This is a genomic window from Luteimonas sp. RC10 (assembly GCF_014192745.1).
In the GTDB taxonomy this organism is placed as follows: Bacteria; Pseudomonadota; Gammaproteobacteria; order Xanthomonadales; family Xanthomonadaceae; genus Luteimonas.
Map to the genome: position 1 here is coordinate 134,522 of NZ_JACHYJ010000003.1, position 26,383 is coordinate 160,904.

The 26,383-nt window shown below is 70.7% G+C and carries 25 protein-coding genes; 15 read left to right on the forward strand and 10 right to left on the reverse strand.

The annotated features are described in order from the left end of the window. Positions 1 to 17: 17 nt before the first annotated feature. The gene (gene dapA, locus FHW73_RS07545) at positions 18 to 920 is read right to left on the reverse strand and encodes a 4-hydroxy-tetrahydrodipicolinate synthase (RefSeq protein WP_183426104.1); all 903 of its coding nucleotides are present in this window, start codon (positions 918 to 920) and stop codon (positions 18 to 20) included. Between the two features lie 206 nt (positions 921 to 1,126). Here dapA and FHW73_RS07550 point away from each other — a divergent pair, with 206 nt between their 5' ends. The 8 genes from FHW73_RS07550 (at position 1,127) to FHW73_RS07585 (ending at position 8,081) form a co-directional block, all read left to right on the forward strand. Further along, positions 1,127 to 1,714: a glycine cleavage system protein R gene (locus FHW73_RS07550; RefSeq protein ID WP_183426267.1), complete on the forward strand. Its 588-nt coding sequence runs from the start codon at positions 1,127 to 1,129 to the stop codon at positions 1,712 to 1,714. Between the two features lie 85 nt (positions 1,715 to 1,799). Further along, the gene (locus FHW73_RS07555) at positions 1,800 to 2,276 is read left to right on the forward strand and encodes a peroxiredoxin (protein WP_183426105.1); all 477 of its coding nucleotides are present in this window, start codon (positions 1,800 to 1,802) and stop codon (positions 2,274 to 2,276) included. 175 nt (positions 2,277 to 2,451) lie between these two features. Continuing rightward, positions 2,452 to 3,852 (forward strand): PhoH family protein, encoded by a 1,401-nt coding sequence (locus FHW73_RS07560; RefSeq protein ID WP_183426268.1) that lies wholly within the window; start codon positions 2,452 to 2,454, stop codon positions 3,850 to 3,852. Between the two features lie 222 nt (positions 3,853 to 4,074). Continuing rightward, positions 4,075 to 4,326 (forward strand): helix-turn-helix transcriptional regulator, encoded by a 252-nt coding sequence (locus FHW73_RS07565; protein ID WP_183426106.1) that lies wholly within the window; start codon positions 4,075 to 4,077, stop codon positions 4,324 to 4,326. A gap of 36 nt (positions 4,327 to 4,362) precedes the next feature. Continuing rightward, entirely contained in the window at positions 4,363 to 5,046 is a 684-nt protein-coding gene (locus FHW73_RS07570) for a YoaK family protein (protein ID WP_183426107.1), read from the forward strand. Positions 5,047 to 5,087: 41 nt separating this feature from the next. Next, the gene (gene thiD, locus FHW73_RS07575; RefSeq protein ID WP_183426108.1) at positions 5,088 to 5,897 is read left to right on the forward strand and encodes a bifunctional hydroxymethylpyrimidine kinase/phosphomethylpyrimidine kinase; all 810 of its coding nucleotides are present in this window, start codon (positions 5,088 to 5,090) and stop codon (positions 5,895 to 5,897) included. Beyond that, on the forward strand, positions 5,894 to 6,730 hold the full coding sequence (locus FHW73_RS07580) for an alpha/beta hydrolase (protein ID WP_183426109.1): 837 nt from the start codon (positions 5,894 to 5,896) through the stop codon (positions 6,728 to 6,730). Before thiD ends, FHW73_RS07580 begins: the two co-directional genes overlap by 4 nt. A gap of 61 nt (positions 6,731 to 6,791) precedes the next feature. Further along, entirely contained in the window at positions 6,792 to 8,081 is a 1,290-nt protein-coding gene (locus FHW73_RS07585; RefSeq protein WP_305067765.1) for a nucleotide sugar dehydrogenase, read from the forward strand. Positions 8,082 to 8,136: 55 nt separating this feature from the next. On the opposite strand, the gene rlmH is transcribed toward FHW73_RS07585, so the two are convergent. From rlmH to leuS, 6 genes are all read right to left on the reverse strand, one after another. Continuing rightward, complete coding sequence (gene rlmH, locus FHW73_RS07590; protein WP_183426110.1) at positions 8,137 to 8,607, reverse strand: 23S rRNA (pseudouridine(1915)-N(3))-methyltransferase RlmH; 471 nt, start codon at positions 8,605 to 8,607, stop codon at positions 8,137 to 8,139. Between the two features lie 46 nt (positions 8,608 to 8,653). After that, on the reverse strand, positions 8,654 to 9,064 hold the full coding sequence (gene rsfS / locus FHW73_RS07595) for a ribosome silencing factor (protein WP_047136056.1): 411 nt from the start codon (positions 9,062 to 9,064) through the stop codon (positions 8,654 to 8,656). Between the two features lie 30 nt (positions 9,065 to 9,094). Further along, complete coding sequence (gene nadD, locus FHW73_RS07600; RefSeq protein WP_183426111.1) at positions 9,095 to 9,751, reverse strand: nicotinate-nucleotide adenylyltransferase; 657 nt, start codon at positions 9,749 to 9,751, stop codon at positions 9,095 to 9,097. A gap of 8 nt (positions 9,752 to 9,759) precedes the next feature. Continuing rightward, positions 9,760 to 10,806, reverse strand: a complete 1,047-nt coding sequence (holA, locus tag FHW73_RS07605) for a DNA polymerase III subunit delta (RefSeq protein WP_183426112.1) — start codon at positions 10,804 to 10,806, stop codon at positions 9,760 to 9,762. A 34-nt stretch (positions 10,807 to 10,840) separates the two neighbouring features. Further along, the gene (gene lptE, locus FHW73_RS07610) at positions 10,841 to 11,377 is read right to left on the reverse strand and encodes an LPS assembly lipoprotein LptE (RefSeq protein ID WP_183426113.1); all 537 of its coding nucleotides are present in this window, start codon (positions 11,375 to 11,377) and stop codon (positions 10,841 to 10,843) included. Positions 11,378 to 11,442: 65 nt separating this feature from the next. After that, complete coding sequence (gene leuS / locus FHW73_RS07615) at positions 11,443 to 14,196, reverse strand: leucine--tRNA ligase (protein WP_345776161.1); 2,754 nt, start codon at positions 14,194 to 14,196, stop codon at positions 11,443 to 11,445. 101 nt (positions 14,197 to 14,297) lie between these two features. On the opposite strand from leuS, the gene FHW73_RS07620 reads away from it, so the two are divergent. Together FHW73_RS07620 and FHW73_RS07625 are read left to right on the forward strand one after the other, a co-directional pair. Then, positions 14,298 to 15,992 (forward strand): diguanylate cyclase, encoded by a 1,695-nt coding sequence (locus FHW73_RS07620; RefSeq protein WP_183426115.1) that lies wholly within the window; start codon positions 14,298 to 14,300, stop codon positions 15,990 to 15,992. 73 nt (positions 15,993 to 16,065) lie between these two features. Beyond that, positions 16,066 to 17,400, forward strand: a complete 1,335-nt coding sequence (locus tag FHW73_RS07625; RefSeq protein WP_183426116.1) for an amidohydrolase family protein — start codon at positions 16,066 to 16,068, stop codon at positions 17,398 to 17,400. Between the two features lies 1 nt (position 17,401). On the opposite strand, the gene FHW73_RS07630 is transcribed toward FHW73_RS07625, so the two are convergent. Continuing rightward, positions 17,402 to 17,974 carry a DUF998 domain-containing protein gene (locus FHW73_RS07630; RefSeq protein ID WP_183426117.1) on the reverse strand — a complete coding sequence of 191 codons (573 nt, stop codon included), beginning with the start codon at positions 17,972 to 17,974 and terminating at the stop codon, positions 17,402 to 17,404. 184 nt (positions 17,975 to 18,158) lie between these two features. On the opposite strand from FHW73_RS07630, the gene trxA reads away from it, so the two are divergent. From trxA to FHW73_RS07655, 5 genes are all read left to right on the forward strand, one after another. Next, positions 18,159 to 19,043, forward strand: coding sequence for a thioredoxin (trxA, locus tag FHW73_RS07635; RefSeq protein WP_183426118.1), 885 nt, complete (start codon positions 18,159 to 18,161; stop codon positions 19,041 to 19,043). Between the two features lie 106 nt (positions 19,044 to 19,149). Continuing rightward, positions 19,150 to 19,620 carry a DUF4442 domain-containing protein gene (locus FHW73_RS07640; RefSeq protein ID WP_183426119.1) on the forward strand — a complete coding sequence of 157 codons (471 nt, stop codon included), beginning with the start codon at positions 19,150 to 19,152 and terminating at the stop codon, positions 19,618 to 19,620. A 64-nt stretch (positions 19,621 to 19,684) separates the two neighbouring features. After that, positions 19,685 to 21,754, forward strand: coding sequence for a bifunctional serine/threonine-protein kinase/formylglycine-generating enzyme family protein (locus FHW73_RS07645; RefSeq protein WP_183426120.1), 2,070 nt, complete (start codon positions 19,685 to 19,687; stop codon positions 21,752 to 21,754). A gap of 46 nt (positions 21,755 to 21,800) precedes the next feature. Then, positions 21,801 to 22,478, forward strand: a complete 678-nt coding sequence (locus FHW73_RS07650) for a DUF502 domain-containing protein (RefSeq protein WP_255492821.1) — start codon at positions 21,801 to 21,803, stop codon at positions 22,476 to 22,478. A gap of 54 nt (positions 22,479 to 22,532) precedes the next feature. Next, positions 22,533 to 22,979: a hypothetical protein gene (locus FHW73_RS07655; protein ID WP_183426121.1), complete on the forward strand. Its 447-nt coding sequence runs from the start codon at positions 22,533 to 22,535 to the stop codon at positions 22,977 to 22,979. A 30-nt stretch (positions 22,980 to 23,009) separates the two neighbouring features. Here FHW73_RS07655 and FHW73_RS07660 read toward each other — a convergent pair whose 3' ends face one another. Both FHW73_RS07660 and FHW73_RS07665 read right to left on the reverse strand, forming a co-directional pair. Further along, the gene (locus FHW73_RS07660) at positions 23,010 to 24,296 is read right to left on the reverse strand and encodes a dicarboxylate/amino acid:cation symporter (RefSeq protein WP_183426122.1); all 1,287 of its coding nucleotides are present in this window, start codon (positions 24,294 to 24,296) and stop codon (positions 23,010 to 23,012) included. Positions 24,297 to 24,429: 133 nt separating this feature from the next. Then, the gene (locus FHW73_RS07665) at positions 24,430 to 26,310 is read right to left on the reverse strand and encodes a S8 family peptidase (protein WP_255492822.1); all 1,881 of its coding nucleotides are present in this window, start codon (positions 26,308 to 26,310) and stop codon (positions 24,430 to 24,432) included. Positions 26,311 to 26,383 lie beyond the last annotated feature (73 nt).

Genomic DNA, 26,383 nt, shown 5'->3' on the forward strand with positions numbered 1-26,383 from the left:
GGAGTTCTCCTGGGAAATCAGGCGGCGCGCGCGCGGCAGGACCCTTCCAGGTCCGCCGCCAGTCGCGTCGCGTCGTCGGCCTGCGCGCGATGCGCCTCGGCCAGTGAGGTCAACGGCAGGCGCAGCCCGTGGCCGAAGCCCTGGCGCGCCAGTACCGCCTTGACCGGGATCGGATTGGGTTCGATGCCCGAAAACGCATGGATCGGCTGCAACTGCGCATCCCAGGCCATGGCCTCGTCGGCACGTCCGGCGCGCGACAGATCGCACAGTCGACGAAACGCCGCGGGCACGATGTTGGAGACCACCGAGATCGTGCCGTCGGCACCGGCCAGCATCGCGCGCGCGGCCGTGGGATCGTCGCCGCTGAGCACCGAGAATCCATCGCCCTGCAGCGCCAGCAGCGCCTGCATGCGCGCCTGCCCGTTGTGCGCCTCCTTGATGCCGACGATGCGCGGATGCGGCGCGAGCGCGGCGACGGTGTCGGGCAGCAGGTCGGTGCCGGTCCGCCCCGGTACGTTGTAGAGCACCACCGGCACGTCGCCGTCATCGGCGACCGCGCGGAAGTGGGCGTCCAGCCCCGCCTGGGTCGGGCGCACGTAGGCCGGCACCACGACCAGCGCAGCATCGATGCCGAGCGCTGCCGCGCGGCGGGTCAGCGCGATCGTCTTCGCCGTGCCCGGCTGCCCGGTCCCGGCCAGCACCGGCACACGGCCGGCAACCCGCGCGACGGTGTCGGCGATCAGCCAGTCGTATTCCTCATCGTCCAGCGTCGCCGCCTCGCCGGTCGAACCGGCGACCACCAGCCCCTGGGTCCCCGCCGCCAGTTGCGCATCCACCAGGCGTTTCCACGCCGACCGATCGAGCGCGCCGGAGGGCGAGAACGGGGTGGCCAGAGCGGTAATGCTGCCGGAGAGTCGCAAGATGAGGCATCCAAGGCATGAGGACGGGACGGGCGTGCTCGCCGGAACGCGCCCGATGGGCGCACGAGTGGCAGAAACACGGGGAAAATGCCGGCCGATGTTACTTGCGGCCGCGAAGCGCGGGCAAGTATGCTGACCGCAGCACCGGCCCCGGCCGGGTCGCCGTTCACCCTCCAGTCGCCCCCGACGCGCTTGCCGTCGACCAGATTCCCGCCGCGGACGCCGCCTTGACTGATTCCGATACCGCTTCACGGCCTGCGCCGAACGAGAACTACCTGCTCATCAACGCCTACACCACGCATCCGGCCTCGCCGCTGCTGTCGGTGTCGCGCCGGATCGCAGACAGCGGCTGCAACCTCGTCGACACCCGCCTGTCCACCGTGGGCCGCGATGTGTCGGTCACCGCACTGGCCAATGGCCCCTGGGACGCCGTCGCCAAGCTCGAGGCGATGCTCACGCGCCTGGAGCGCGAGGAAGGCCTGAAGCTGATCTGGTACCGCACCGGCCCCAAGCCGGTGCAGTCGAACCTGCTGCCCTACGTGGTGGAAGTCGTCGCAGCCGACAAGCCGGGCATCCTGTACCAGTTGGCGGACTTCTTCGACCGCCAGGGCATCACGATCGAGAGCCTGCACTCCTCGCGCTATCGCGCGATGCAGACCGGTGCGGACATGTTCTCGGCCCAGGTCACCATCGGCATTCCGTCGAACATGCACATCGCCGCATTGCGCGACGATTTCCTCGAGTTCTGCGACCATCTCAATCTCGACGCCATCATGGACCCGATGAAGTTCTGATGCCGATGGCGCACCGCTTGCCTCCCGCATCGGCTTGCCGCATCGTGATGCGCAACGCCACCGGCATGGAACGGCCGACTGTTCGATGAGCGCCACGCCCCTCGCCGCCTCGACGTTGCAACTGCCGCTGGCCCTGTCCGGCGGCACGACCACCACGCTTGCCGCCTATGCGGGTCGCTGGCTGGTGTTGTACTTCTACCCCAAGGACGCCACGCCCGGCTGCACGACCGAGGGCCTGGATTTCAATGCGCTGCTGCCGCGCCTGCGCGCGCTGGGCGCCGACGTGCTCGGTGTGTCGCGCGATTCGGTGCGCGCGCACGACAACTTCTGCGCCAAGCAGGGCTTCGCCTTCCCGCTGGTCAGCGATGCCGACGAGGCGCTGTGCCGCGCGTTCGATGTCATCCGCGAAAAGACCATGTACGGCCGCAAGGTGCTGGGCATCGAGCGCAGCACGTTCCTGATCGACCCGTCGGGCTGCATCGCAGCCCAGTGGCGCAAGGTCCGCGTTGCCGGCCACGCCCAGGCGGTGTTCGACGCGCTGCAGGCCGCGCAGTCCCGGTGATCGCCCTCGCCCGCCCCGGCGGCCGCCATCCCGGATTCCGGGCCATGGCAGCGCTGCCGTGCGCGCTCGACACCGGCCGGATGGCCGGCCTCACCCGTTCTCGACCGCCGGCGCGGATGCTGGCCTCGATCCTGTCTCCCTCACCGTCCCGCCACGGAGCGCCGCGACCACGATGATGACCCAAGGCAAGCGTGTCTACGTCCTCGACACCAACGTGTTGATGCACGACCCCACGGCGCTGTTCAAGTTCGAGGAGCACGATGTCTACCTGCCGATGCAGGTGATCGAGGAGCTCGACAACGCCAAGAAGGGCACCAGCGAATCGAGCCGCAATGCCCGGCAGGTCAGCCGGTTCATCAACGAACTGATCGAAGCCTCGGGCAGCGAGCGCATCGCCTCGGGCTTGCCGCTCGCCCGCCCGCAGGGCCTGCAACTGCGCGGCGCCGCCAGTGTCGGCCACCTGCGCTTCCAGACCACGGTGCCCAAGGAGGACAAGACCTCGTTCGGTGCGGTCGCGCCCGACAACCGCATTCTCGGCGCGATCCTCGCGCTCCAGCGCGACGAGCCCGACGGCACGGTGGTGTTCATTTCCAAGGACATCAATCTGCGGATCAAGGCCGCGATCGCCGGCATCGCCAACGAGGATTACGAAAACGATCGCGCGCTCGACGATTTCAGTCTGCTCTACACCGGCGCGACCGCATTGCCGGAGGACTTCTGGACCCGGCACGGCAAGGACCTGCGCTCGTGGACCGACAAGGGCCGCACGTTCTACGAACTCGCCGCCGACGAAGAGGACGGCTGGTATCCCAACCAGTTTTTGTACCTGCCCGGCGACGAGGAGTCGGAGTTCCGGGTCGTGGCGGTCGAGAACGGCCGCGCGACGCTGCAGATCGTCGACGATTTCCGCCATAACCAGCATGCGGTCTGGGGCATCCTGGCGCGCAACCGCGAGCAGAACTTCGCACTCAATGCGCTGATGGATCCGGACGTCGACTTCGTCACCCTGCTGGGCACTGCGGGCACCGGCAAGACCCTGCTCGCACTGGCGGCGGGACTGGCGCAGACGATGGACCAGCAGCGCTATCGCGAAATCATCATGACCCGCGCGACGGTCAGCGTCGGCGAGGACATCGGCTTTCTACCCGGCACCGAGGAGGAGAAGATGACGCCCTGGATGGGCGCGCTGACCGACAATCTCGAGGTGCTGACGCACAACCAGGACGGCGGCAGTTGGGGGCGCGCGGCCACCAACGACCTGCTGGCGTCGCGGATCAAGATCCGCTCGCTGAACTTCATGCGCGGACGCACCTTCCTCAGCCGCTATCTGATTCTGGACGAGGCGCAGAACCTCACGCCCAAGCAGATGAAGACGCTGATCACCCGCGCCGGCCCGGGCACCAAGATCGTGTGCCTGGGCAACGTCGAGCAGATCGATACGCCCTACCTGACCGAGACGACCTCGGGCCTGACCTACGCGGTGGACCGTTTCAAGCAGTGGGCGCACAGCGCGCACATCACCCTGCGCCGTGGCGAGCGCTCGCGTCTGGCCGACTTCGCGTCCGAGGTGCTCTGAGCCCGGTGCAGGCCGTCATCTGCTGATCGACCGCAGCCGGCACGACGCCGGCACCCGCGCATGCGGGTGTCGGCCGGCGCGGCAGCGCGGCTCGCCGCACTGGCGCGTCGCCTAAGGCTGTGCCGGCCAAAATGATGCATCAGCCATCGATTTGAACTGCTCCGACTTGCATCGGCATTCGCTGCGATGCAACATGCACCGCATGTGCGCAGGGCCGTCCCCGTGATCTCCGCCACCCAGTTGCGCGCCGCACGCGCGTTGCTCGGGCTCGACCAGCGCGCGCTGGCGGCGCTGTCGGGGGTCTCGCTGCCGACGATCCAGCGCATGGAGGCCAGCGCCGGTGACGTGCGCGGCTCGATCGCGACGCTGACCAAGATCGTCGACGCGCTGGAGGCGGCAGGCGTCGAGTTGATCGGCAACGACCGTCCCAGCCATGGACGTGGCCGCGGCGTGCGGCTCAAGGATCCGGCATGAGCACGGCGCGGCGACTGCGGGCGGTGCGCTGAGGCGATGGGGATGCAACTGCCACGCTGGGTCTGGGTGGGTGCGGTGACGCTGGCGTGCATTGCCGGCATGGTCAATGTGACCGGCTACCTGGGCTTCGAGCATCTGGCGGTCAGCCACCTGACCGGCACCACCAGCCTGCTCGGCGCCGCGCTTGCCGACGGCGACTGGCGCTCGGTGCGCCATCTGTGGGCGATCCTGATCGCCTTCAGCCTTGGCGCGATGCTCAGTGGCCTGATCATCCAGGACAGCGCGCTGCGCCTGGGCCGGCGCTACGGCGCGGCGCTCGCGCTCGAATCGGCGCTGCTGCTGGCCGCGGTCCCGCTGTTTTCGTCCCAGCCGCTCAACGGCGCACTGCTGGCGGCGATGGCCTGCGGCCTGCAGAACGCGATGGTGACCACCTACAGCGGCGCGATCGTGCGCACGACCCACCTCAGCGGCATGTTCACCGACTTAGGGATCGGCCTGGGCCATCTGATCCGCGGCAAGCCGCTGCCGATGCGTCGGCTCACGCTCAGCGGCCTGATCATCACCGGGTTCCTCGGCGGCGGCGTGCTCGGCACCTGGCTGTTCCGGGCGCTGCATTACCACGCGCTGTTGATCCCGGCCGCGCTGACCGGCCTGACCGGCCTGGGCTATGCGGGCTATCGGCACTGGACGCTGGTACGCGAGGCACGCCGCGTTCCCTGACGCCGGCACGTGGGCGCCGGGCGTTGCGGCAGAATAGCGCCATGTCCGACACCCCTCGCCCCCCTTCCGCACTCACCATCGCCGGCTCCGACTCGGGCGGCGGTGCGGGTATCCAGGCCGACCTGAAGACCTTCGCCGCGCATCGTGTGCACGGCCTGTCGGCGATCGCCGCACTGACCGCGCAGCACACCCGCGGGGTGAGTGCGGTGCACGCACCACCGGTGGCGTTCCTGCAGGCGCAGATCGACGCCTGCTTCGACGACTTCGACGTGCGTGCGGTCAAGATCGGCATGCTCGCGACCGCGTCAATCGTGGTCGCGGTGGCCGACGCGCTCGCCGCGCATCCGCACGTGCCGGTGGTGCTCGACCCGGTGATGATCGCGACCTCGGGTGCCAAGCTGCTCGACGACGACGCGCTCGAAGCGCTGCGCGCCCGGCTGCTGCCGCGTGCGACCGTGCTCACCCCCAACATCCCCGAAGCGGAACTGCTGCTCGGCACCCCGATCGTCGACGCCGGCCGCGCCCGTACCGCACTGGGCGAGCTGCGCGCGCTCGGTGCGCGCGGCGTGCTGCTCAAGGGCGGCCACCTCGACGAAGGCGACCGCGTGGTGGACCGCTACGCCGATGCGCAGGTGCAGTTCGAACACGATGCGCCGCGGTTGGCGATCGACGGCCACGGCACCGGCTGCACGCTGTCGTCAGCGATCGCCGCGCAGCTGGCGCTGGGGGCGTCGCCGGCGGATGCCTGCCGCCAGGGCATCGACTACGTGCACGCAACGATGCGCGACGCCTACCGACCAGGACGCAGTGCGGTCAGCGTGCTTGGCCACCTGGGGCCGATCGCCCGATGAGCACGCCGTCGCCGCCACTGGCCCTGGTCGCAGGCGACGGTCACCGCTACGAACTGATCGCGCGCGTGCCGGCGGCGCCACGACGCAGCCTGCTCTGGCTGCCCGCGCTGGGCGTGGCGGCGCGGCACTACCAGCCGTTCGCCGAACGCCTGGCCAGCCAGGGCATCGCCGTGTTCCTGCACGAATGGCGCGGCATCGGCTCGAGCGCGCTGCGCGCCGGGCGCCATGTCGATTGGGGGTATCGCGAGCTGCTCGGCGACATCGCCTGCAGCGAGGCGGCGATGCGCACGGCCGTGCCCGACGCCGACCGCATCGTCGGCGGCCACAGCCTCGGCGGCCAACTCGCTTGCTGCCATCTGGCCTGCCGCCCCGAGGCGGCGCAGGCGCTGTGGCTGGTCGCCAGCGGCGCGCCGTACTGGCGCGCGTTTTCCGGGCCGCGCGCGCTCGCACTGCCGGTGCTGTACCGGTTCATGGCCTGGCTGTCGCGGGTCAACGGCGCACTGCCCGGTCGCCGGCTCGGCTTCGGCGGCAACGAAGCCCGTGGCGTCGTCGCCGACTGGACGCGCAGCGGGCTGTCGGGCCGTTATCGCGCCGCCGGCCTCGATCTGGACCTGGACACCGCACTGCACCGGGTCGACGTCCCGGTCGCGGCCGCCGTGCTCGCCGACGACTGGATGGCGCCGGCCTCCTCGCTGCGCTACCTGCTCGGCAAGCTCGCCACGCCAGCGCCGACGATCGCGAGCTTCGATGCCCAGGCCCTGGGCATTGCCGCCGACCATTTCGCCTGGATGCGGCAGCCCGACACGATCGCCGACTGGCTCGCGCAGCGCTGACCCGGTCGCCCCGGAGCGCTGCGCTAAACTGCGCCGTCCTCTTGTCCGAACGCCTTCCCCCATGAGCGCAACGCTGCCCGCACGCGACGACATCCGCATTTCCGTCGTCGGCCTGGGATACGTCGGCCTGCCGCTCGCGGTCGCGTTCGGGCGGCGCCACCCCACGCTGGGCTTCGATATCGACCAGGCACGCATCGAGCAGTTGCAGGCCGGCCACGACCATACCCGCGAACTGTCGGAAGACGAACTGCGCGCGGCGACCCATCTGCACTACAGCGCCGACCCGGCAGCGCTCGCGCGCTGCAACGTGCACGTGATCACGGTGCCGACACCGGTCGACGACTACCGCCGCCCGGATCTGTCGGCGCTGGAGCGCGCGAGCCGCGCGGTCGGTGCCACGCTCGCGGCGGGCGATGTGGTGATCTACGAATCCACGGTGTATCCGGGCGCGACCGAGGAGGTCTGCGTGCCGATCCTCGAACAGGCCTCGGGCCTGCGCTACCGCGACGATTTCCATGTCGGCTACAGCCCCGAGCGGATCAACCCGGGCGACAAGCTGCACCGCCTGGAGAACACGCTGAAGGTCACTGCCGGCTCCTCCCCGGCCGCGGCCGACTTCGTCGATGCGCTCTACCGCGACATCGTCGCGGCCGGCACGCACCGGGTCTCGAGCATCCGCGTGGCCGAGGCCGCGAAGGTCATCGAGAACACCCAGCGCGACGTCAACATCGCACTGGTCAACGAACTGGCGCTGATCTTCGAACGGCTCGGCATCGACACCCACGAGGTGCTCGAAGCGGCCGGTACGAAGTGGAACTTCCTGCCGTTCCGGCCCGGCCTGGTCGGCGGCCACTGCATCGGCGTCGATCCCTACTACCTCACCCACAAGGCCCAGCAGATCGGCTACCACCCGGAGGTCATCCTGGCCGGGCGCCGCATCAACGACAGCATGGGTCTGCACGTGGCCCAGCGGCTGGTGAAGCTGATGCAGCAGCGCGGTATCCAGACCGCCGGCGCACGCGTGTTGGTGCTGGGCCTGGCGTTCAAGGAGAACTGCCCGGACCTGCGCAACACACGCGTCGTCGACGTGGTCGCCGAGCTGCGCAGCTACGGCGTCGAGGTGGACGTGCACGATCCCTGGGTGGCGCCGGCCTACGCCGAGCACGAATACGGGCTGCGCCCGGTCGCGACCCCCGAAGCGGGCGCCTACGACGCCATCGTGCTGGCGGTCGCGCATACCCAGTTCCGCGAGCTCGGCAGCGCCGGGATCCGCGCCTACGGCAAGCCCGGCGCGGTGCTGTTCGACGTCAAGGCGATCCTGCCGGCCGACGAGGTCGACGCGCGGCTGTAGCGCGTGTAGCGCAGCCGCCCACGCACGCGAGCGCCCGCCGTCGCGGGCCCCTGCCTCAGGCGCGGTGGTAGGGATGATTGGCCAGCATCGCCGCGGCCCGATAGAGCTGTTCGGCCAGCACCAGCCGCACCAGCATGTGCGGCAGCGTCAGCGGGCCGAGCGACCAGCGCTCATCGGCGCGCGCCAGCACGGCGTCGGCGTGGCCTTCGGGTCCGCCGATCAGGAACGCCAGATCCCGCCCCTGCGCGCGCCAGTGTTCCAGCCGCTGCGCGAGATCCTCGGACGAATGCATGCGGCCGCGGCCATCGAGTGCCACCACCAGGGCATTGCGTGGCAGCGCGGCGAGCACGCGCGCGCCCTCGTCGGCCATTGCACGCGCGGTGTCGCGTCCCTTGCCACGCAGGCCCGGCTCGACCTCCACCAGGTCCAGCGGCAACCAGTGCGACAGGCGCTTGCGGTACTCGCCGAAGCCATCGGCCACCCAGGCGGGGGCGCGCTCGCCGACCGCGACCAGCCGGGCCTTCATGCGGTCACGCGCGGCGGACGGGCATCGGCCGGGGCCGGCTGCCGCTTCACCCGTCGCTGCGCGGCTCGCCGGCGCCCGGCGGCTGGTCGCCGACCGTCCACAGGCGTTCGAGCGCGTAGAACTCGCGCACGCGCGGCAGCATGACGTGCACGACCACGTCGCCCAGGTCCACGAGCACCCACTCGGCCTCGCGCTCGCCCTCGACGCCGAGCGGCTGGCAGTCGAGCTGCTTGGCGCGTTTGACGACCTCGTCGGCGATCGACTTCACGTGGCGGCTGGAGGTCCCGGAGGCAACGACCATGAAGTCGCAGACGCTGCTGCGGCCGCGCACGTCGATATCGACGACGTCGACGGCCTTGAGATGATCGACCGCGTCGAGCGCGGTCCGGAGCAGGACATCTGCCGGCGGCGGCGGCTCGGGCAGACGGGTCTTGATGACGTGGGCGGTATCGGACAAGGGATCGGGACTCGAAAAGTGCGGCAGCGATTATAGCGGAGCGCCCGCCCGCGGCCGGTACAGCCCCTTCTCCTCGATGAATGCGGCCACCGCGTCCGGCACCAGCCCTGCCAGCGGCGCGCCAGCGGCCGCCTGCGCACGGACCTGCGTGGCCGAGACCGGATGCAGCGGCTGGCGCAAGCGCAGCACGCGCCCGGCCGGGGTCGCCGACAGCGCGGCCGGCGCGTCGGTCCAGCGATCGACCAGACAGGCCGCCAGCGCCGGGTCCAGTGCGCCGTCCAGGCCGCTGCCCGGACGCTCGGCGACCACCAGATGCGCCAGCTCGAACAGTGCCTGCCAGCGATGCCAGTGCGGCAGGCCGAGCAGGCTGTCGGCGCCGACCAGCCACGCCAGCGGCCGGGCCTCGCCGAGGCGTGCGCGTAGCGCCGCGAGCGTGTCGACGGTGTAGCTGCGGCCACCACGCCGCAGTTCCTCGCGATCGAGCAACAGGCCCGGCTCGCCGTCGATCGCCAGCGCAATCATCGCCGCGCGCTGCGCGGCATCGGCGCCGGGCGGGGCGCGATGCGGCGGGTCGGCAGCGGGCATCAGCCGGACGGTGCAGCCCAGCGCATCGCGCGCGGCCCGTGCGATCGCCAGATGGCCGCAGTGCAGCGGATCGAAGGTGCCGCCGTAGACCAGATAGAGCATCGCCGGGATCAGGCCGCCAGCAGCGCGCCGGCCCTGGCGTCGGCAACCGCGATCAGCAGCCGCTCCAGCGCAAGCCAGGCGTCGGCCGGGTCGATCCCCGGCCGACCGCGCCCCTTGGCGATCCGGTCGATCCGGCCGGCCTCGGCGACGAAGCGGTCCCAGCGCGCGGCCGGGTGCCGCTGCAGCGCACGTCGGTAGCCGGCTTGGCGCGCGTCCCAGATGCGCTGGGCCTTGAATTCGGCGGCCATGTTGCCGCCGCGTGCCTGGACCTGCGCCAGGCTGGCCGCGCGCGTGAGTTCCATGACGATCATGCCCATCAGCGCGGGAATCGCCGCACCCTCGGCGCGCAGACCCGCCAGCATCCGCGCAGCCTGCGCCGGCTGCCCGTTCATCGTCGCATCGAGCAGCCGGAACACGTCGTAGCGCGCGGCATCGGCGACCAGCGCCTGCATCCGCGCCGCATCCAGCGGCTGACCGTCGGCCAGCAGCGCGAGCTTGTCGACCTCTTGCGCGGCGGCCAGCAGATTGCCGTCGACGCGCTCGGCCAGCAGTTGCACCGCGGCGCGCTCGGCAGGCACGCCGCGACTGCGCAGGCGCGCCTCCATCCAGCCTTCGAGTTCGTGCGGCTTGACCTGCCAGGCGACGACCAGGTGCCCGACCGCGGCCACCGCCTCACTCCATTTGCCGCCGTGCTGGCGGCTCCACTCGCCGCCGGTGATCAGCAAGGTGACATCGGCCGGCGGGTCGGCGCAGAAGCCGGCGATGACCTGCGCGCCCTCCTTGCCGGGCTTGGTCGTGGGCAGGCGCAACTCGATCAGCCGTCGGCTGGCGAACAGGCTGGGCGCGCGGAACGTCGCCTCGAGCGCATTCCAGTCCACGTCGCGGCCGTCAGGCTCGAACACCTCGCGCTCGGACACGCCCTGGGCCCGCGCCGCAGCCCGCACCGCGTCGGCGGCCTCAAGCACGCGCAGCGGCTCGGGCCCGGCAATCAGATAGGCCGGCCGCAGCGGTTCGCGCGCCAATTGCGCAGGCAGGCGCTCGGGGGTCAGCTCCACGGCGAGGACGCGCCGCTGGCCGGGACTGTCGCCATCAACCGCGCTCGCGTTCCTGCGGGTTGCGGAACACCGCATCGATGCGGCGGATGATCGAGGCGGTCATTTCGCGCTCGAGCTCGCGCGACAGCAGCTCGCGCTCGGAATCGGCACCGATCGAATCGGTCGGCAGCGCCAGGTAGTCGCGCGCCAGCTCGATCGCCTGCTGGGGCACGATGTCGCGGCCGTCGGCATCGCGCATCGAGAACACCACCGCATAGCGCAGCGTGTACTCCTGCGCGCGGCCCTGGGCATCGAGGCTCGCCGGCAGCGAGGCCCAGCGCTCGGAGCGGATGTCGAGCACGGCGACATCGACCGCGTCCTGCTCGGCGATCTGCGCCCCGGCCGCGGCCAGCGCGCGCTCGACCGAGCGCGCGAGCCGGCTGTAGGGATCGGACGAGACGATATCCACCGGCCCCAGCTCCGCCGGCAGCGTCAGCGCGTTGCGCAGATGGAAGCCGCAGGCCGACAGGGTCAGCGCAAGGACCGTGGCGGCAGCGGCCAGACGGAGGGAAACCGGGCGGAGGATGCTCATGGACGGAGTCTGGACGAGGCGGTGTTGGCCGGCAAGCGGCGCGCGGACGCGCCGCCCCGGCAGGTTCAGGCGGCGACGATATTGACGATCTTGCCGGGCACCACGATGACCTTGCGTACGGTCATCTGGGCCAGGAACCGCGCCACGTTCGGCTCGGCCAGGGCCAGGGCCTCGACCGCGTCCTTGGCGGCGTCGGCGGCGACCTCGATCGTGCCGCGCAACTTGCCGTTGACCTGGACGGCCAGCGTCAGCGCATCGCGCGCCAGCGCGGCAGGGTCGGCACGCGGGAACGGCTGGTCCTCGAGCAGGGTCTCGGGATGGCCCAGCAGCTGCCACAGCGCGTGCGCGATGTGCGGAGTGATCGGGTTGAGCAACAGCACGATCGTCGAGAGCGTCTCCTGCAGCAACGCACGTGCGTTGGCGTCGTCGGCCTCGAACTTCTGCACATGGTTGAACAGCTCCATCACCGCGGCGATCGCGGTGTTGAAGCTGTGGCGGCGGCCGTAGTCGTCACTGACCTTCTGGATCGCCTCGTGCAGCTGACGGCGCAGCGTCCGCTGCGCCGGGGTCGCGGCGGCGACGTCGAAGGCGCCGGCCGGGCCGGCCTCGACATGCCGCTGGACCTGCGTCCACAGCCTGCGCAGGAAGCGCGCCATGCCCTCGACGCCGGCCTCGTTCCATTCCAGCGACTGCTCGGGCGGGGCGGCGAACATCGAGAACAGGCGCACGGTGTCGGCGCCGTATTTGTCGATCATCGACTGCGGATCGATGCCGTTGTTCTTGGACTTGGACATCTTCTCCACGCCGCCCACCCGCACCGGCGCGCCGTCGCGCTTGGACACCGCGCCGACGATGCGCCCCTTGTCGTCACGGGTGACCTCGACCTCGGCCGGATGGATCCAGTCCTTGCCGCCGTTGTCCTGGTCCCGATAGAACGTCTCGGCGATCACCATGCCCTGGGTCAGCAGGTTGCGCACCGGCTCGTCGCCCTGCACCAGGCCCGCGTCGCGCATCAGGCGATGGTAGAAGCGGAAGTACAGCAGATGCAGGATCGCGTGCTCGATGCCACCGATGTACTGGTCGACCGGCATCCAGTAATTGGCGCGCTCGTCGACCATGTCCGCGGCCCCGGGCGAGGTGTAGCGCGCGGTGTACCAGCTCGATTCCATGAACGTATCGAAGGTGTCGGTCTCGCGTTCGGCCGGGCCGCCGCAGTCCGGGCAGGTGGTCTTGCGCCACTGCGGGTCGGACTTGATCGGCGACTGCACCACGCCCGGGTTGGCGAATGCGTCCTCGACATCCTCGGGCAGCAGGACCGGCAACTGGTCCTCGGGCACCGGCACCGCGCCGCAGGCCTCGCAATAGATCACCGGAATCGGGCAACCCCAATAGCGCTGGCGGCTCACGCCCCAGTCGCGCAGCCGGAAGTTGACCTTGCGTGCGCCCTGCCCCTGTGCGCCCAGGTACGCGGCCAGCGCGTTGAACGCGCCGTCGAAATCCAGCCCATCGTATTGTCCGGAATTGATCAGCACGCCGCGCTCGGTGTAGGCGCCGCGCTGCTCGATGCCGTCGAGGTAATCACGGACCACCGCGACGGCGGCCGAGGTGTCGTAGGCATCGACCGAACCGCCCGACAGCGCCGCCTGGAACGGGTCGGCGTCGTGCGCGACATCGCCGATCACCTCGCGCAGCGCATCGCGCACCGCCAGCGGCACGATCACCGGCCGCACCGGCAGGCCGTAGGCCTTGGCGAATTCCCAGTCGCGCTGGTCGTGCGCGGGCACCGCCATCACCGCGCCAGTGCCGTAGCCCATCAGCACGAAGTTGGCGACGTAGATCGGCACGTCCTCGCCAGTGACCGGATGGATCGCCCACAGGCCGGTCGCCATGCCGCGCTTGTCCTGGGCCTCGAGCTCGGCCTCCGACACGCCGCCCTGACGCAGATCGGCGAGGAACGCGGCCAGTTCGGGGTTGTCCTGCGCGGCCTTGAGCGCCAGCGGATGCTCGCCGGCGATGCTGAGGAAGGTGACCCCCATCAGCGTGTCGGGGCGCGTGGTGTAGACGGTCAGCGGGGTCGCTTCGCCATCGACCGCGAAGGTGATCTCCAGACCCTCGCTGCGACCGATCCAGTTGCGCTGCATGGTCTTGACCGAGTCCGGCCAGCCCTCGAGCGTGTCCAGACCATCGAGCAGTTCCTGCGCGTAGTCGGTGATCTTGAGGAACCACTGCGGGATCTCGCGCTTCTCCACCACCGCGCCCGAGCGCCATCCGCGGCCGTCGATGACCTGCTCGTTGGCGAGCACGGTCTGATCGATCGGGTCCCAGTTGACGACTGCGTTGCGGCGGTAGGCCAGGCCCTTCTTCATCAGCCGCACGAACATGCGCTGCTCGTGGACGTAGTAATCCGGGCTGCAGGTGGCGAACTCGCGGCTCCAGTCGATCGCGTAACCCAGCGCCTGCAGCTGGCCACGCATGTGGTCGATGTTGGCGTAGGTCCACTTCGCCGGCGCCGTCGCGTTCTTGATCGCCGCGTTCTCGGCCGGCAGGCCGAACGCGTCCCAGGCCATCGGCTGCAGCACGTTCTTGCCGGTCATGCGCTGGTAGCGGCTGATGACGTCGCTGAGCGTGTAGTTGCGCACATGGCCCATATGCAGCGCGCCGGAGGGGTACGGCAGCATCGACAGGCAGTAATACTTGGGCCGGTCGGTGCGCTCGACGACCTCGAAGGCGCGGGTGTCGGTCCAGAACCGCTGGGCGTCGGCCTCGACGCGGGTGGGCTGGTAGGCGTTGACGGACGGAGCGGCAGGATCGCTGGACACGGACAGTTCTGGCGGCAGAGGACAGCCGGCAAGCCTACCCCAGCGCCCCCGCGTCCGCCACGCGAGCCCGGTACGACCGAACGGGCTGCTAGACTCGGCTGATGTCTCGGACATCACCTCACTCCCGCTCCCGAGCCCTGCGCCTGCCGGCGATCCTGCTGGCATTCGTGCTGCTGGTGGGCGCCGCCGCCGCGGCGATCGTGGGTGTGCGCGGCCTGGAGCGGGCGAACGGATCGCTGGAGCACAGTTACCTGGTGATCAACCTGCTGATCGCCTCGGAAGCGGCGCTGCACGAGGCCGAGTCCAAGGCGCGCGGCTACCGCCTGACCGGTCGCGAGAGTTTCCGTCCCGAGTACGGCGATGCGGTGGCACGCGCCGGCCAGTACAGCCGCCGGCTGATCGAACTGACCGCCGACAACCCCTCCCAGCAGGCGCTCGCGCGAACCTTCGACGCCGACATGCAGCGGCATCTGAGCACGATGGAGATCCTGCTTGATCCGGTGCAGATGGCCGCGCTGCCCGACGACGAGCGCCAGCGGCGGATCAGCGACAACGTCCGCCGCGCCACGGCGATGTCGGCATTGCGCCAGCAGCTGATGGACGAGGAAGCCCGGCTGCTGGCCGAACGCCAGGTCACCAGCCAGCAGCGCGCGACCTTGCTGGTGGTGTTCATCGTGCTGGCGTTCGTCGTCGCATTGGGCCTGCTGATCTTCATGCTGTGGAGCCTGTCGCGCGAGAACCGGCGCAGCCGCCGGCTCGAGCGCGACGCGCGCAACGCGATGCGCGACCTGCACGCGCTGTCGGAACAGCGGCATACCCAGAGCGAGTACGCGGGCATGCTGCAGAGCTGCCAGAGCCGCGAAGAGATCGTCGCGCTGACCACACGTGCGGTCGTCGAGCTGGTGCCCGGCGCCAGCGGTCGCTGCTACCTGGCACGCCCGTCGCAGAACTTCCTCGAAAGCGCCGGCACCTTCGGCGAGCACCCGATCAGCCACGAAGACACCGTCACCCAGGACGATTGCTGGGCGCTGCGGCGTGGCCAGCCGCACTATCTGCGCGGCCGCAGCGGCGGGCTGCGCTGCGCGCACATCGACCGGGACGTGCCGCTGGACGGCGTGTCGACGCTGTGCGTGCCGCTGATCGCGCAGGGCCAGTCGCTGGGCATGCTGCATGTCAGCGCCGCCAGCGATCCGTCGGGCAGCGACAACGACGCCTCGATCCTGGCCTCGTTGTCGGAACAGATGGCGTTGGCGCTGGCCAACCTGCAATTGCGCGAGACCCTGCGCACGCAGTCGCTGCGCGATCCGCTGACCTCGCTGTTCAATCGCCGCTATCTCGAGGTGAGCCTGGCGCGCGAGCTCCAACGTTGCGAGCGCCGCCAGTTGCCGCTGTCGCTGATGATGCTCGACGTCGATCACTTCAAGCGCTTCAACGACACTCACGGCCATGCCGCCGGCGACGCCGTGCTCAGCCAGGTCGGCCGGCTGATCCAGGCCGGCGTGCGGACCGAGGACATCGCCTGCCGCTACGGCGGCGAGGAGTTCACGGTGGTCCTGCCCGAGCTCGACGCGGCGAATGCGCGCCTGCGCGCCGAGCAGATCCGCCGCGCGGTCGAGATCTCCAGCGTCCAGCACATGGGCCAGACCCTTGGCCCGGTGACGCTGTCGATCGGCATCGCGACCTTCCCCGCCAATGGCACCACGCCCGAGCTGCTGCTGCAGGTCGCCGACGCCACGCTCTATCGCGCCAAGGCCGAAGGCCGCAACCGGGTGCTGCACGCCTCGCAGACCGACTGAGCGCGGCGCGGGCACGCGCCCTGCCGCCGTGCTTCAATCCGGCTTCCTGTCTTGGCCGCCCGGAGCCCGCCGCATGACCAGCCGCTTCCGCTTCACCGCACCGTCGCCGGTGCTCGCCCTGCTCGCCGTCGCCCTGCTCGCACCCGCCGCGCAGGCGCAGGACCGCACAGCCCTGCAGTGCGAACGCCTGTTCGACGCGCGCAGCGGCCGCGTGCTCGGCGCGCATACGATCGTGATCGCCGATGGCCGGATCGAATCGGTCGCCGCCGGTCACGCGGCGCCGGCGGGCCAGGCGCGCACGATCGCGCTCCCCGGGCGCACCTGCATGCCCGGCTGGACCGACCTGCACGTACACCTGGACTCGCAGTCCGGCCCGCAGAGCTATTCGGAAGGCTTCCGCCTCGATCCGGTCGACTTCGCCTACCGCTCGGTCGGCTACGCGGAAAAGACCCTGCTCGCCGGCTTCACCACGGTGCGCGATCTCGGGGGCGAAGTCGCGCCGCACCTGCGCGATGCGATCGAACAGGGCCTGGTGCGCGGTCCGCGGATCTTCGCGGCCGGCAAGTCGATCGCCACCACCGGCGGCCATGCCGATCCCAGCAACGGCTACAACTCGATGCTCTCGCATCTGCTCGGCCCGCCGGGCCCGACCGAAGGCGTGATCAATTCGATCGACGATGCCCGCCAGGCCGTGCGCCAGCGCTACAAGGACGGCAGCGACGTGATCAAGATCACCGCGACCGGTGGCGTGCTCAGCTACGCCAGGTCGGGCGATGCGCCGCAGTTCACCGTCGACGAAGTCCAGGCGGTCGTCGACACCGCCAAGGACTACGGCTACCGCGTCGCCGCGCATGCCCACGGCACCGAGGGCATGAAGCGCGCGGTACTGGCGGGGGTGACCAGCATCGAGCACGGCACCCATATGGACGAGGAGGTCATGCGGCTGATGAAGCAGCGCGGCACCTGGTACGTGCCGACGATCTACGCCGGTCGTTTCGTCGCCGACAAGGCGCGCGAACCGGGCTACTTTCCCGAGGTCGTGCGCCCGAAGGCGGCGACGATCGGCGCGCAGATCCAGGACACCGCGGCGCGCGCCTATCGCGCCGGCGTGCCGATCGCCTTCGGCACCGACCAGGGCGTGGGCCCGCACGGCGACAACGCGCGTGAGTTCATCTACATGGTCGAGGCCGGGATCCCGGCGTCGTACGCATTGCAGTCGGCGACGCTGCACGCCGCGACCGTGCTCGGTGTCGACGACCAGGGCATCGTCGAGCCCGGGCGGCGCGCCGACATCATCGCGATGCCGGGCGACCCGGTCGCCGACATCAATGCGGTGCTGGCGGTCGACTTCGTGATGAAGGCCGGCCGCGTGTACCGCGCGCCGGAGCCATCGGCCACGCTCGACTGAGTCAGCCGCCCCGGCGCGGCAACCGCCACGCCAGCCAGGCCGTCCAGCCGCACCAGGCCAGCAGCAACACGCGGTCGGCCGCACCGGCGGCCGCGACCGCCGGCGATGCCAGTGCGGCCACGACCGCGAGCGCGGCCAACAGCGAGACCAGCCGCACGCCCGGCATGGCGATGGCGGCCAGGGCCGCCCCGGCACCGAAGGCCAGGGCCCACAGCATCCACGCGCTGGCGTGCGCCCGGCTGCCGCCGCCGTCGAGGTCGCCGGCATCGAGCGGCAGTGCACCCTGCAGCGCGAACAGCAGCGCTGCCAGCAGCCACAGACGCAGGGCGATGCCGACGGCCAGGCCCGCCTCCGGCCACCAGCGCGCGCGCGCCCGCCACGCCACGACGGCCAGCGCGAGGCCGGGCAGCACGAACGCGAGCAGATTGAACGCAGCCGCATGCGGCAGCGCGTGCGCACCCGGCAATGCCAGCGGCACGCCCGCCGGCAGGCCCGCGCCCCGCGCGAAGCCGACCATCGCCAGCCAGGTCGCGGCATGCGCCACGAGCACCGGCCCCAGAGACCGCCACCGCATCGTTGTTCCCATCCACCCCACTCCGGCCATGTCCGGGCCGGATGATAGGCGCCTGGCGTGCCGCCGCGTCGATGTCGCTGGGGATCCACAGATCGCGCGCGGTCTGCGCTTGTATCCTGCGCAACCGTCGCCACCTCTAGTCGGGCCGCTCCGGCGGCTCCCCGACCGCAACTGGAACTTCCGCATGCTGCTCAACGGCCAGGCCCCCGCTCCCCAACGCTCGCCCCATATCGTCGATGTCACCACCGAGACCTTCGAGTCTGCGGTGCTGCAGGCCTCGCTCGATGTGCCGGTTCTGGTGGACTTCTGGGCGGAATGGTGCGGCCCGTGCAAGACCCTGGGCCCGGTGCTCGAAAAGCTGGCGGCCGAGTACAACGGCGCCTTCATCCTCGCCAAGGTCGACGTCGACAAGGAATCGCAGATCGCCGCGGCGTTCCAGATCCGCTCGGTGCCCACGGTCTTCCTGATCGCCGGTGGCCAGCCGGTGGACGGCTTTCCGGGCGCGCTGCCCGAGGGCCAGCTGCGCGAGTTCCTGCAGCGCCACGGCATCGTGCCGGCGCAGGGCGATGGCGCCTCGCCCGACGACGCCACCCCGCTCGATCCCCAGGCCGAGGTCGCGCGGCTGCGCGAGGCGGTGGCCGCCGAACCCGACAAGGCGGAGCTGCGGCTCGACCTGGCGCTGGCGCTGCTGCAGACCGGCGCGGCGCAGGAAGTCGAAGGCCTGCTCGACGGCCTGCCAGCCAACCTCGCCACCGACGATCGCGCGGTGAAGGCGCGGGCGCGCCTGGATTTTGCCGCGCTGCTGGCCGACGCGCCGCCCATCGAAGCCTTGCAGGCGGCGATCGAACGCGATCCTGCGGACCTGCGCGCCCGTCACCTGCTGGGCGTGCGCCAGATCGTCGCCGGCGATGCACAAGCCGGCCTGGACCAGTTCATCGAGATGCTGCGCCGCGACCGCGATTTCGAGGAGGGCCTGCCCCGCAAGGCACTGATCGATGCATTCCGCATCGTCGATGACGCCGAGCTCGTCGGCCGCTACCGCAGGAAGATGGCCTCGCTGCTGTTCTGACGCGCCGATGCGCCAGTCGCCTGCATCGGCCCTGCCGGTGCGGGCAACGCCAAAACATACAGGTGCGTATGGTAATGTCCCGACGCCCTGGTCATGCCCGCCCGCCATGTCGCCGCGCCTCGCCCGTCTGCTGTTCAATCTCTGGCCGCCGTTCCTGTTCACCGGCATCCGCGTCACCGCGCTGACGCCCGGGTTTTCGCACGCCCGGGTCGAGCTGCGCCGGCACTGGTACAACCGCAACTACGTCGGCACCCACTTCGGCGGCAGCCTGTTCGCGATGACCGACCCGTTCTGGATGGTGATGACGCTGCGCGCGCTCGGCGACGACTACGTGGTCTGGGACAAGGCCGCCGAGATCGAGTTCATCCGCCCCGGGCGCGGCACTGTGCATGCCACGTTCGATCTCGACGCGGCCACCGTCGACGCGATCCGCGAAGCGACCGCGCATGGCGACAAGCATCTGCGCTGGTTCACCACCGAGGTCGTCGATGCGGCCGGCGAGCCGGTCGCCCGCGTGCGCAAGCAGATCTACGTGCGCCGCAAGCGCGACCGCGGCAGCGCCCCAACGCCTGCCTGAGCCGCGCGCACGACGCCCCAACCCGTCGGCCGGTCGGTATGCTGTAGCGCTACGGGGAACACGCATGTCGCAGACCACAAGCGGATACGAGTCGCCTGCGCTGCCGCAGATCGCGGGCTATCGGCTGCTGCGCGTCATCGGCCATGGCGGCATGGCGACGGTGTACCTGGGCACGCAGCTGTCGCTGGGACGCGACGTCGCCATCAAGGTCATGCGCCCCGAGACACTGGCCGACGAGGTCAGCCGACGCCGGTTCGAGAACGAGACGCGGACGATCGCACGCCTCGAGCATCCCAACATCGTCGGCATCCACGATGTCGGCCGCACCGCCGACGGGCTGCCCTGGTACGCGATGCCCCACTTGCCGCATGGCCACCTCGGCCAGCGCGACCTGCGCGGCGACCAGGCCCGGGTCCGCGCGATCCTGCATGCCCTGCTGTCGGCGCTGGCCTATGCGCATGCGCGCGGGGTGATCCACCGCGACGTCAAAGCCGAAAACGTGCTGTTCGACGAGACCGACCGGCCGCTGCTGGCGGATTTCGGCATCGCGCTGCGGCGCGGCTACGGCACCCGGATGACGATGGTCGGGCTGGCGGTCGGCAGCACCGCGTACATGGCGCCCGAGCAGGCCCGCGGACAACAGGTCGACTTCCGCGCCGACCTCTACAGCGTCGGCGTGCTGGCCTGGGAAATGCTGACTGGCGCGCTGCCGTTCGCGGGCGAGGACGCGCTGTCGATGGCGCTGGCACACGTACAGAACCCGGTGCCGCGCCTGCCGCCCGAGTTGCGCCACTGGCAGCGGTTCCTGGACCAGGCACTGGCGAAGTCGCCCAAGCGGCGGTTCGCCGATGCCGGGCAGATGCTGCGGGCGCTCGAGCAGGTGCCCCAGCGCGATGGTGAGGCCCGGATCACCGGTCGGATCCGCCGGATCGGCCACGACGGACGCCGCCTGTTGCCATGGCTGGCGCTCCCGATCGTGCTGCTGGCCGGTGTCGGCGTCTGGCGCGCCTGGGAGCGCCCCTCGGCCGCGACCACAGCGGCCGACGAGGCCGCGCCGGCCGCATCGATCACGAGCGCGCGACCGGTCGCAGACCAGGACACCGCCGACGGTGACGCCGATGCCGATCTCACACCGCAGGCCGATCCCGACGCGGTGGCGGCCGCCGCCGGCATCGAAGCCTCGCAGGCGGCGCCCGTGTCGGAGGCCGACCGCCACCTCGCCGCCGCCGAGCGCCTGCTGCGGGCCGGGAAACTGGCGGCGCCGCACGACGACAACGCGCTCGAGCGCCTGCGCCGCGCGCGCGCGGCCGATGCCCAGCACCTGGGGCTGCCGTCGCTGACTGCGCGCGTCTTCGCCGCGGTCGGCAGCCGCGCCACCACGCTGATCGCGGGCCGCGACGACGGCGCGGCCACCGACCTGCTGCAGGCCGCGCGCGCGCATGCCGGCAGCGCCGAGGAGGTCGCGGCGCTGCAGCCGGTGCGCGCGCAGGTCGCCGATGCGATCGAGGCGCGCATCGCCGACGCCGTGACCGCGGTCGATCGCGACGACGCGATCGCCAGTCTGGCCGCGGCCGACGCCGCCGGCCTCGACGCCTCGACCAAGGCGCGTCTGCGGCGCGAGGCCCAGGCCATTCCCGATCTCAACGCGCTCGCGGCGAAGATTCCCGGTGGCGCGCGGGTGGTGCGCAGCGGCGACACGAGTTTTGCGATTTCCAACGCGCCGGTCAGCCGGGCCGATTACGCGGCCTTCGTCGCCGCGACCGGCCGCAAGTCGGCACCGTGCCGCGCGCGCGGTTCGGTCCTGCGGGCGCTGGCACCGCGCGACTGGGAGTCGCCGGGCTTCGACCAGAGCCCGAACGACCCGGTGGTGTGCGTGTCGTGGCATGACGCGGTCGACTACGCACGCTGGCGCAGCGAACGCGAGGGCCGCAGCATCGTCGTGGCCTCCACCGCCCAAGGCGCAGCCGCCCCGGCGTCCGCCGAGGGGCCGGCGGAATGGCGCAGCGACTGCGCGGCGGCATGCAAGGATCGCATCGCCGCCGGCCGCAGCCGGCGCGACGCGATCGACAGCCGCGCGCTCGATCCCAAGCGCGGCTACGACGACGTCGGCTTCCGGCTCGTGCATCTGCCATGAGTTCCCGGGCATGATGACGCCCCCCCTTTCGCCTCGCGGATCTTTCATGAGTGCCCACTCCCTGGGCGGGCGCCTGCAGCGCCTGTTCCTCACCGGCCTGCTGACGCTGCTGCCGATCTGGCTGACCTGGATCGTCGTCAAGTTCGTCTTCGTGCTGCTGTCGGATATCAGCACGCCCTGGGTGGTGCCGCTGGCGCACGGCATCTCCGCCACGTTCCCGGCGCTGGGCTGGATCAATGTCGCCTCGGTCCAGGCGACGGTCGCGATGGTCGCGACGATCGTGCTGATCCTCGCCGTCGGCTGGCTGACCCGCCGCGTGGTCGGCCAGCGCATGCTCGGCTGGGTCGACGCGCTGGTGCGCCGCATCCCGCTGGCCAACATCATCTATTCGAGCGCGCGCAAGCTGCTCGACATCCTGCAGACCAAGCCCGACGGCACCCAGCGCGTGGTGCTGATCGATTTCCCGCACAGCCAGATGAAATCGGTCGGCTTCGTCACCCGGGTGATCCGCGAACAGGGCACCGGCCGGGAGCTTGCGGCGGTCTACGTGCCGACCACGCCCAACCCGACCTCGGGCTATCTGGAGATCGTGCCGCTGGACAAGGTCACGCCGACCGACTGGACCGTCGACCAGGCGATGAGCTTCATCATCTCCGGCGGCGCGGTGGCGCCCGACACGATCCCCTTCGAGCCGCCGCCGGCCGCGTCGGCGTCCGCTCGCTAAAGTCCCGTGCCGGCACGTCGCCCCCGCCAACGCACGCAGCCCGCAGGGGCGCGCGTGCGCGACGAGGCCGCCAGCCGGCCGGTGCCACGCGGCCAGATGCTCCGCACGCTGGCCTCGCTGATGCTCGGCATGCTGGCCGCCACGACGGTCGCGCTGGGCTTCGAGTTCCTCGGCAAGTGGCTGTTTCCGCTGCCGGTCGGTACGTTGCCGACCGACGCCAACCCGGCCGAGTTGTTTGCAGTCGCACCGACCGGCATGTTGCTGCTGGTCGCGCTCGGCTGGCTGGCCGGGGCCTTGTGCGGTGGCTGGGTCGCCGCCCGGATCGCGCGCCGGCGGCCGATGCGCATGGCGCTGACGATCGGCGCGCTGATCCTGATCGCGGTACTGCTCAACGCCTGGCTGTTGCCGCAGCCGCTATGGATGACCCTGCTCGACGCGCTCGGCGCCCTGCCCCTGGCCTGGTGTGGCGGTCGCCTGGGAACCCGTCCCCTGCAACGCTGAGCGACGCATCGCCCGGCGACACCGCCTGCGTCAGCGCGGCGCGTCGGCGCCGGTGTCGTCGAGCCCGACGTTGCTGCTCGCCGCCTCATAGACCTCGCGGTCGAGCAGGCCGGTCTCGCGCGCGACCAGCACCGGCACCAGCATCTGCCCGGTGACGTTGGTCATCGTGCGCATCATGTCCAGGATCCGGTCGATCGCCAGCAGCAGGCCCAGGCCTTCGAGCGGCAGGCCGGCCGCCGACAGCACGACCGTCGCCATCACCACCGCCGTGCCCGGCACGCCGGCGGTGCCGAAACTGCCGAGCACCGAGGCCAGCAGAATCGCCGCGTACTGCGCGAAACTCAGCTCGATGCCGAAGTACTGGGCGATGAACACCGAGGCCAGCGTCGGATAGATCGCGCCGCAGCCATCCATCTTGATCGTCGCACCCAGCGGCACCGCGAACGCGGCGTAGTCGCGGTTCACGCCCAGGTTGTGGGTGACCGCGCGCAGCGCGACCGGCATCGCCGCCAGGCTCGACGAACTGACGAACGCGACCTGCATGCCGGGCGCGGCGCCGCGGAAGAACTTCAACGGATTGAGCCCGTGCACCAGCAACAGACCGCTGTAGACGATGAGGATGTGCGCCGCGCACGCGACATACAGTGCGATCACGAAACTGCCCAGCGGCAGCAGCTTCTCGAAGCCGTAGGTGCCCACGAGGGCTGCGATCAGACCGAAGGTGCCGATCGGGGTCATCTCGAGCACGAAGCGCGTGACCTGGATCATCGCGTCGGACGCCTGACCGACCAGAGTGCGCAATGCGGCCACGCGCTCGCCGAGCTTGACCAGCGCGAAACCGAGCAGGCCGGCGAAGAAGATGACCTGCAGGATCCGTCCTTCCGACAGCGCCGCGAACGGGTTGGTCGGCACCACGCCGAGCAGCACCTCGACCGGGGTCGGCACCTCGCGCGGGGTGTAGTCGGCGGCTGCGGTCAGCGAGCCTGGCTCCACGCCGAGCCCGGGATTGAAGGTATAGGCCACCGCAAAGCCGACGCCCACCGCGAGCACCGCGGTCGCGGCAAACCAGCCGAACGTGCGCCCGCCGAGCGCGGCGATCGACTGCTGCCCGTGCAAAGCGGCGACCGCGTTGATGACCGCGAAGAACACCAGCGGCACCGCGATCATCCGGATCAGGTTGACGTACAGCGTGCCCAGCGGTTGCAGCCAGGTGCCAGCCGCCGGCCCGAGCAGCCAGCCGGCCAGCGCGCCGAGCACGAAGGCGCCGAGCACGCGCTGCCAGAACGGAATCCTGAACCACCACGCCACTGCGTTCATTGCGGCCTGCCCGAAACGTCGAACTGCGACGATACGTGAGCGCATGGGGGTTGGCGATGCCCCTGCCGCGACGCCAGCATCCCACCAGTGCAACGCCCGGCGGCATCAACGTCCGCCGGGCGCACGGATGCGACTACTGACGAGCGACCACAGTCAGCCCGGTGTAGCTGCCGCTCAACTGCAGGTAGTACGTGCCGGCCTTGGGCGCGGTGATGCGGATCGTCTCGATGTTGCTGCCCGCACGCGCCGAACGGAACTCGTAAGCGCTCGCGGTCGGCGGCGCCCCATAACGCGCATGCAGCGTGACGTCGCCACGGCCGGCCAGCGTCATCAGCGTCAGCGTGTGGCCGGCCTGCGCCTCGAAGCGGAACAGCGCGCCCTCGCCCGTGGACGCCAGGCCAGTGACGTCGGCGCCGTTGAACAACTGCGTGCCGAGTTCGCAGGTCTCGGTGGCCGGATCGCAGGGCGTCTCCAGGGCCTTCTCGAGCGCGCGGGTCGCATCGACGATGCCCACACCGATCGGGGTATTGGCCGGCGGCGGCACGTTGAACGGACGCGCGGTGCGCTTGAGCAGGATCTCCATGTCGGCAGGCGTCATCGGTGGGCGGTCCTGCGCCACCAGCGCGCTCTGCACCAGCGCGGCGATACCCGACACATGCGGGGCCGCCATCGAGGTGCCCATCAGCCCGGTGTAGAGATACTGCCCGGAGGTCGGCGTGGTCTTGCCGTCGTAGCCGGTCTGCAACACGTAGCCGTTCCAGCCGCCGTTGCCGGTGTCGAACTCGCCACCACCGCCGGGGCCGGAGACATCGACCACCGCGCCGAAGTTGGAGTAGTACGCGCGCCCGCTGTTGATGCGGTTGGCCCCGACCGTGATCACGTTGTTGCAGTTGGCCGGCGAATAGCGCTGCGCATCGTCGTTGTAGTTGCCGGCCGCCACCACGACCACGCTGCCGCGCGCGACCGCATCGTCGATCGCCGCCTGGGTCATTGCCTCGCACTGGCCCTGCCCGCCGAGGCTGAGATTGATGATCTCGGCCGGGTGCGTATTGGCCGGCACGCCGTCGACCTCGCCGCCCGAGGCCCAGACGATCGCATCGGCGATGTCGGAGTCATAGCCGCCACAGCGGCCGAGCACGCGCACTGGCAACACCTGGGCGTCGTAGGCGACGCCGGCACCGCCGATGCCGTTATGGGTCGCCTCGGCGACCGTGCCGGCCACGTGGGTGCCATGCCAAGTGCTGTCGATCACCGGCGAGCCGCTGTAACACTCGCCCGCCACCGGATTCCAGTCGCCATGGTCCAGCGCCCCTGGCACGCGATCGGCGGTGTCACGCCGGGACACGAACGGATCGGTGATGAAGTCATAGCCGGGCAGGATGTTGTCGGCGAAGTCCGGATGCTCGGCCAGGATGCCGGTGTCGAGCACCGCGACCACGATGCCGGCACCGGTCGAACGGTCCCAGGCATTGGCGACGTTGATCGCGCCGGCCGAACCCTGCAGGTGCCACTGATGGCTGGCGAAGAATTCGTCGTTGGGCGTGAGCTGCGGCGAGACGGTGCGCTTGTCCACGCCGGTCGCGCGCATACGCCGGTCCACGTGCACCGAGGCCACCGCCGGGTCGGCGGCCAGTTCGGTCACCAGCGCCTGCAGGTCGCGCGCCGGCAACGGGCGCGACAGCCGCAGCACGTCGAAGCCGACTGCGGTCGTGCGCAGATGGCCGACCTGCAATGCCGGCAGCGCCTTGGCCGCACGCCCCGCCGCGGCCGGACGCTCAAGGCCCGCACGACGGATCGCGGCGGTTGCGATCTGCAGCTTGCCGCTGCGGTCGGTGCTGGCGATGCGCGTCTGCGCATAGCGCACGACGATACGATCGGACGCGGCCTCGGCTGGCGGCGCCACATCGATGCGGGGCACGATCCTGGCGGGGATGCGGGCCGCGTCGGCGACCTGCGCGCCGAACGTGCCGGCCAGGATCGCGGCCAGGGCCAGGCTGATGGATGTCTTGTTCATGGTTGAACTCCTCGATTGGGTCGAGCTTTCGGCAATCGCGCGTCGCGCTGCCGGGGGCATTGGGAAACGGCCG

Excerpts from the sequence above, each read along its gene's own strand:
- FHW73_RS07555 (WP_183426105.1), top strand. The coding sequence starts at position 1,800 with ATGAGCGCCACGCCCCTCGCCGCCTCGACGTTGCAACTGCCGCTGGCC.
- FHW73_RS07560 (WP_183426268.1), top strand. The coding sequence starts at position 2,452 with ATGACCCAAGGCAAGCGTGTCTACGTCCTCGACACCAACGTGTTGATG.
- FHW73_RS07570 (WP_183426107.1), top strand. The coding sequence starts at position 4,363 with ATGGGGATGCAACTGCCACGCTGGGTCTGGGTGGGTGCGGTGACGCTG.
- thiD (WP_183426108.1), top strand. The coding sequence starts at position 5,088 with ATGTCCGACACCCCTCGCCCCCCTTCCGCACTCACCATCGCCGGCTCC.
- FHW73_RS07580 (WP_183426109.1), top strand. The coding sequence starts at position 5,894 with ATGAGCACGCCGTCGCCGCCACTGGCCCTGGTCGCAGGCGACGGTCAC.
- FHW73_RS07585 (WP_305067765.1), top strand. The coding sequence starts at position 6,792 with ATGAGCGCAACGCTGCCCGCACGCGACGACATCCGCATTTCCGTCGTC.
- rlmH (WP_183426110.1), bottom strand. The coding sequence starts at position 8,607 with ATGAAGGCCCGGCTGGTCGCGGTCGGCGAGCGCGCCCCCGCCTGGGTG.
- nadD (WP_183426111.1), bottom strand. The coding sequence starts at position 9,751 with ATGCTCTATCTGGTCTACGGCGGCACCTTCGATCCGCTGCACTGCGGC.
- lptE (WP_183426113.1), bottom strand. The coding sequence starts at position 11,377 with ATGAGCATCCTCCGCCCGGTTTCCCTCCGTCTGGCCGCTGCCGCCACG.
- FHW73_RS07620 (WP_183426115.1), top strand. The coding sequence starts at position 14,298 with ATGTCTCGGACATCACCTCACTCCCGCTCCCGAGCCCTGCGCCTGCCG.
- FHW73_RS07625 (WP_183426116.1), top strand. The coding sequence starts at position 16,066 with ATGACCAGCCGCTTCCGCTTCACCGCACCGTCGCCGGTGCTCGCCCTG.
- FHW73_RS07630 (WP_183426117.1), bottom strand. The coding sequence starts at position 17,974 with ATGCGGTGGCGGTCTCTGGGGCCGGTGCTCGTGGCGCATGCCGCGACC.
- trxA (WP_183426118.1), top strand. The coding sequence starts at position 18,159 with ATGCTGCTCAACGGCCAGGCCCCCGCTCCCCAACGCTCGCCCCATATC.
- FHW73_RS07640 (WP_183426119.1), top strand. The coding sequence starts at position 19,150 with ATGTCGCCGCGCCTCGCCCGTCTGCTGTTCAATCTCTGGCCGCCGTTC.
- FHW73_RS07645 (WP_183426120.1), top strand. The coding sequence starts at position 19,685 with ATGTCGCAGACCACAAGCGGATACGAGTCGCCTGCGCTGCCGCAGATC.
- FHW73_RS07650 (WP_255492821.1), top strand. The coding sequence starts at position 21,801 with ATGAGTGCCCACTCCCTGGGCGGGCGCCTGCAGCGCCTGTTCCTCACC.
- FHW73_RS07660 (WP_183426122.1), bottom strand. The coding sequence starts at position 24,296 with ATGAACGCAGTGGCGTGGTGGTTCAGGATTCCGTTCTGGCAGCGCGTG.
- FHW73_RS07665 (WP_255492822.1), bottom strand. The coding sequence starts at position 26,310 with ATGAACAAGACATCCATCAGCCTGGCCCTGGCCGCGATCCTGGCCGGC.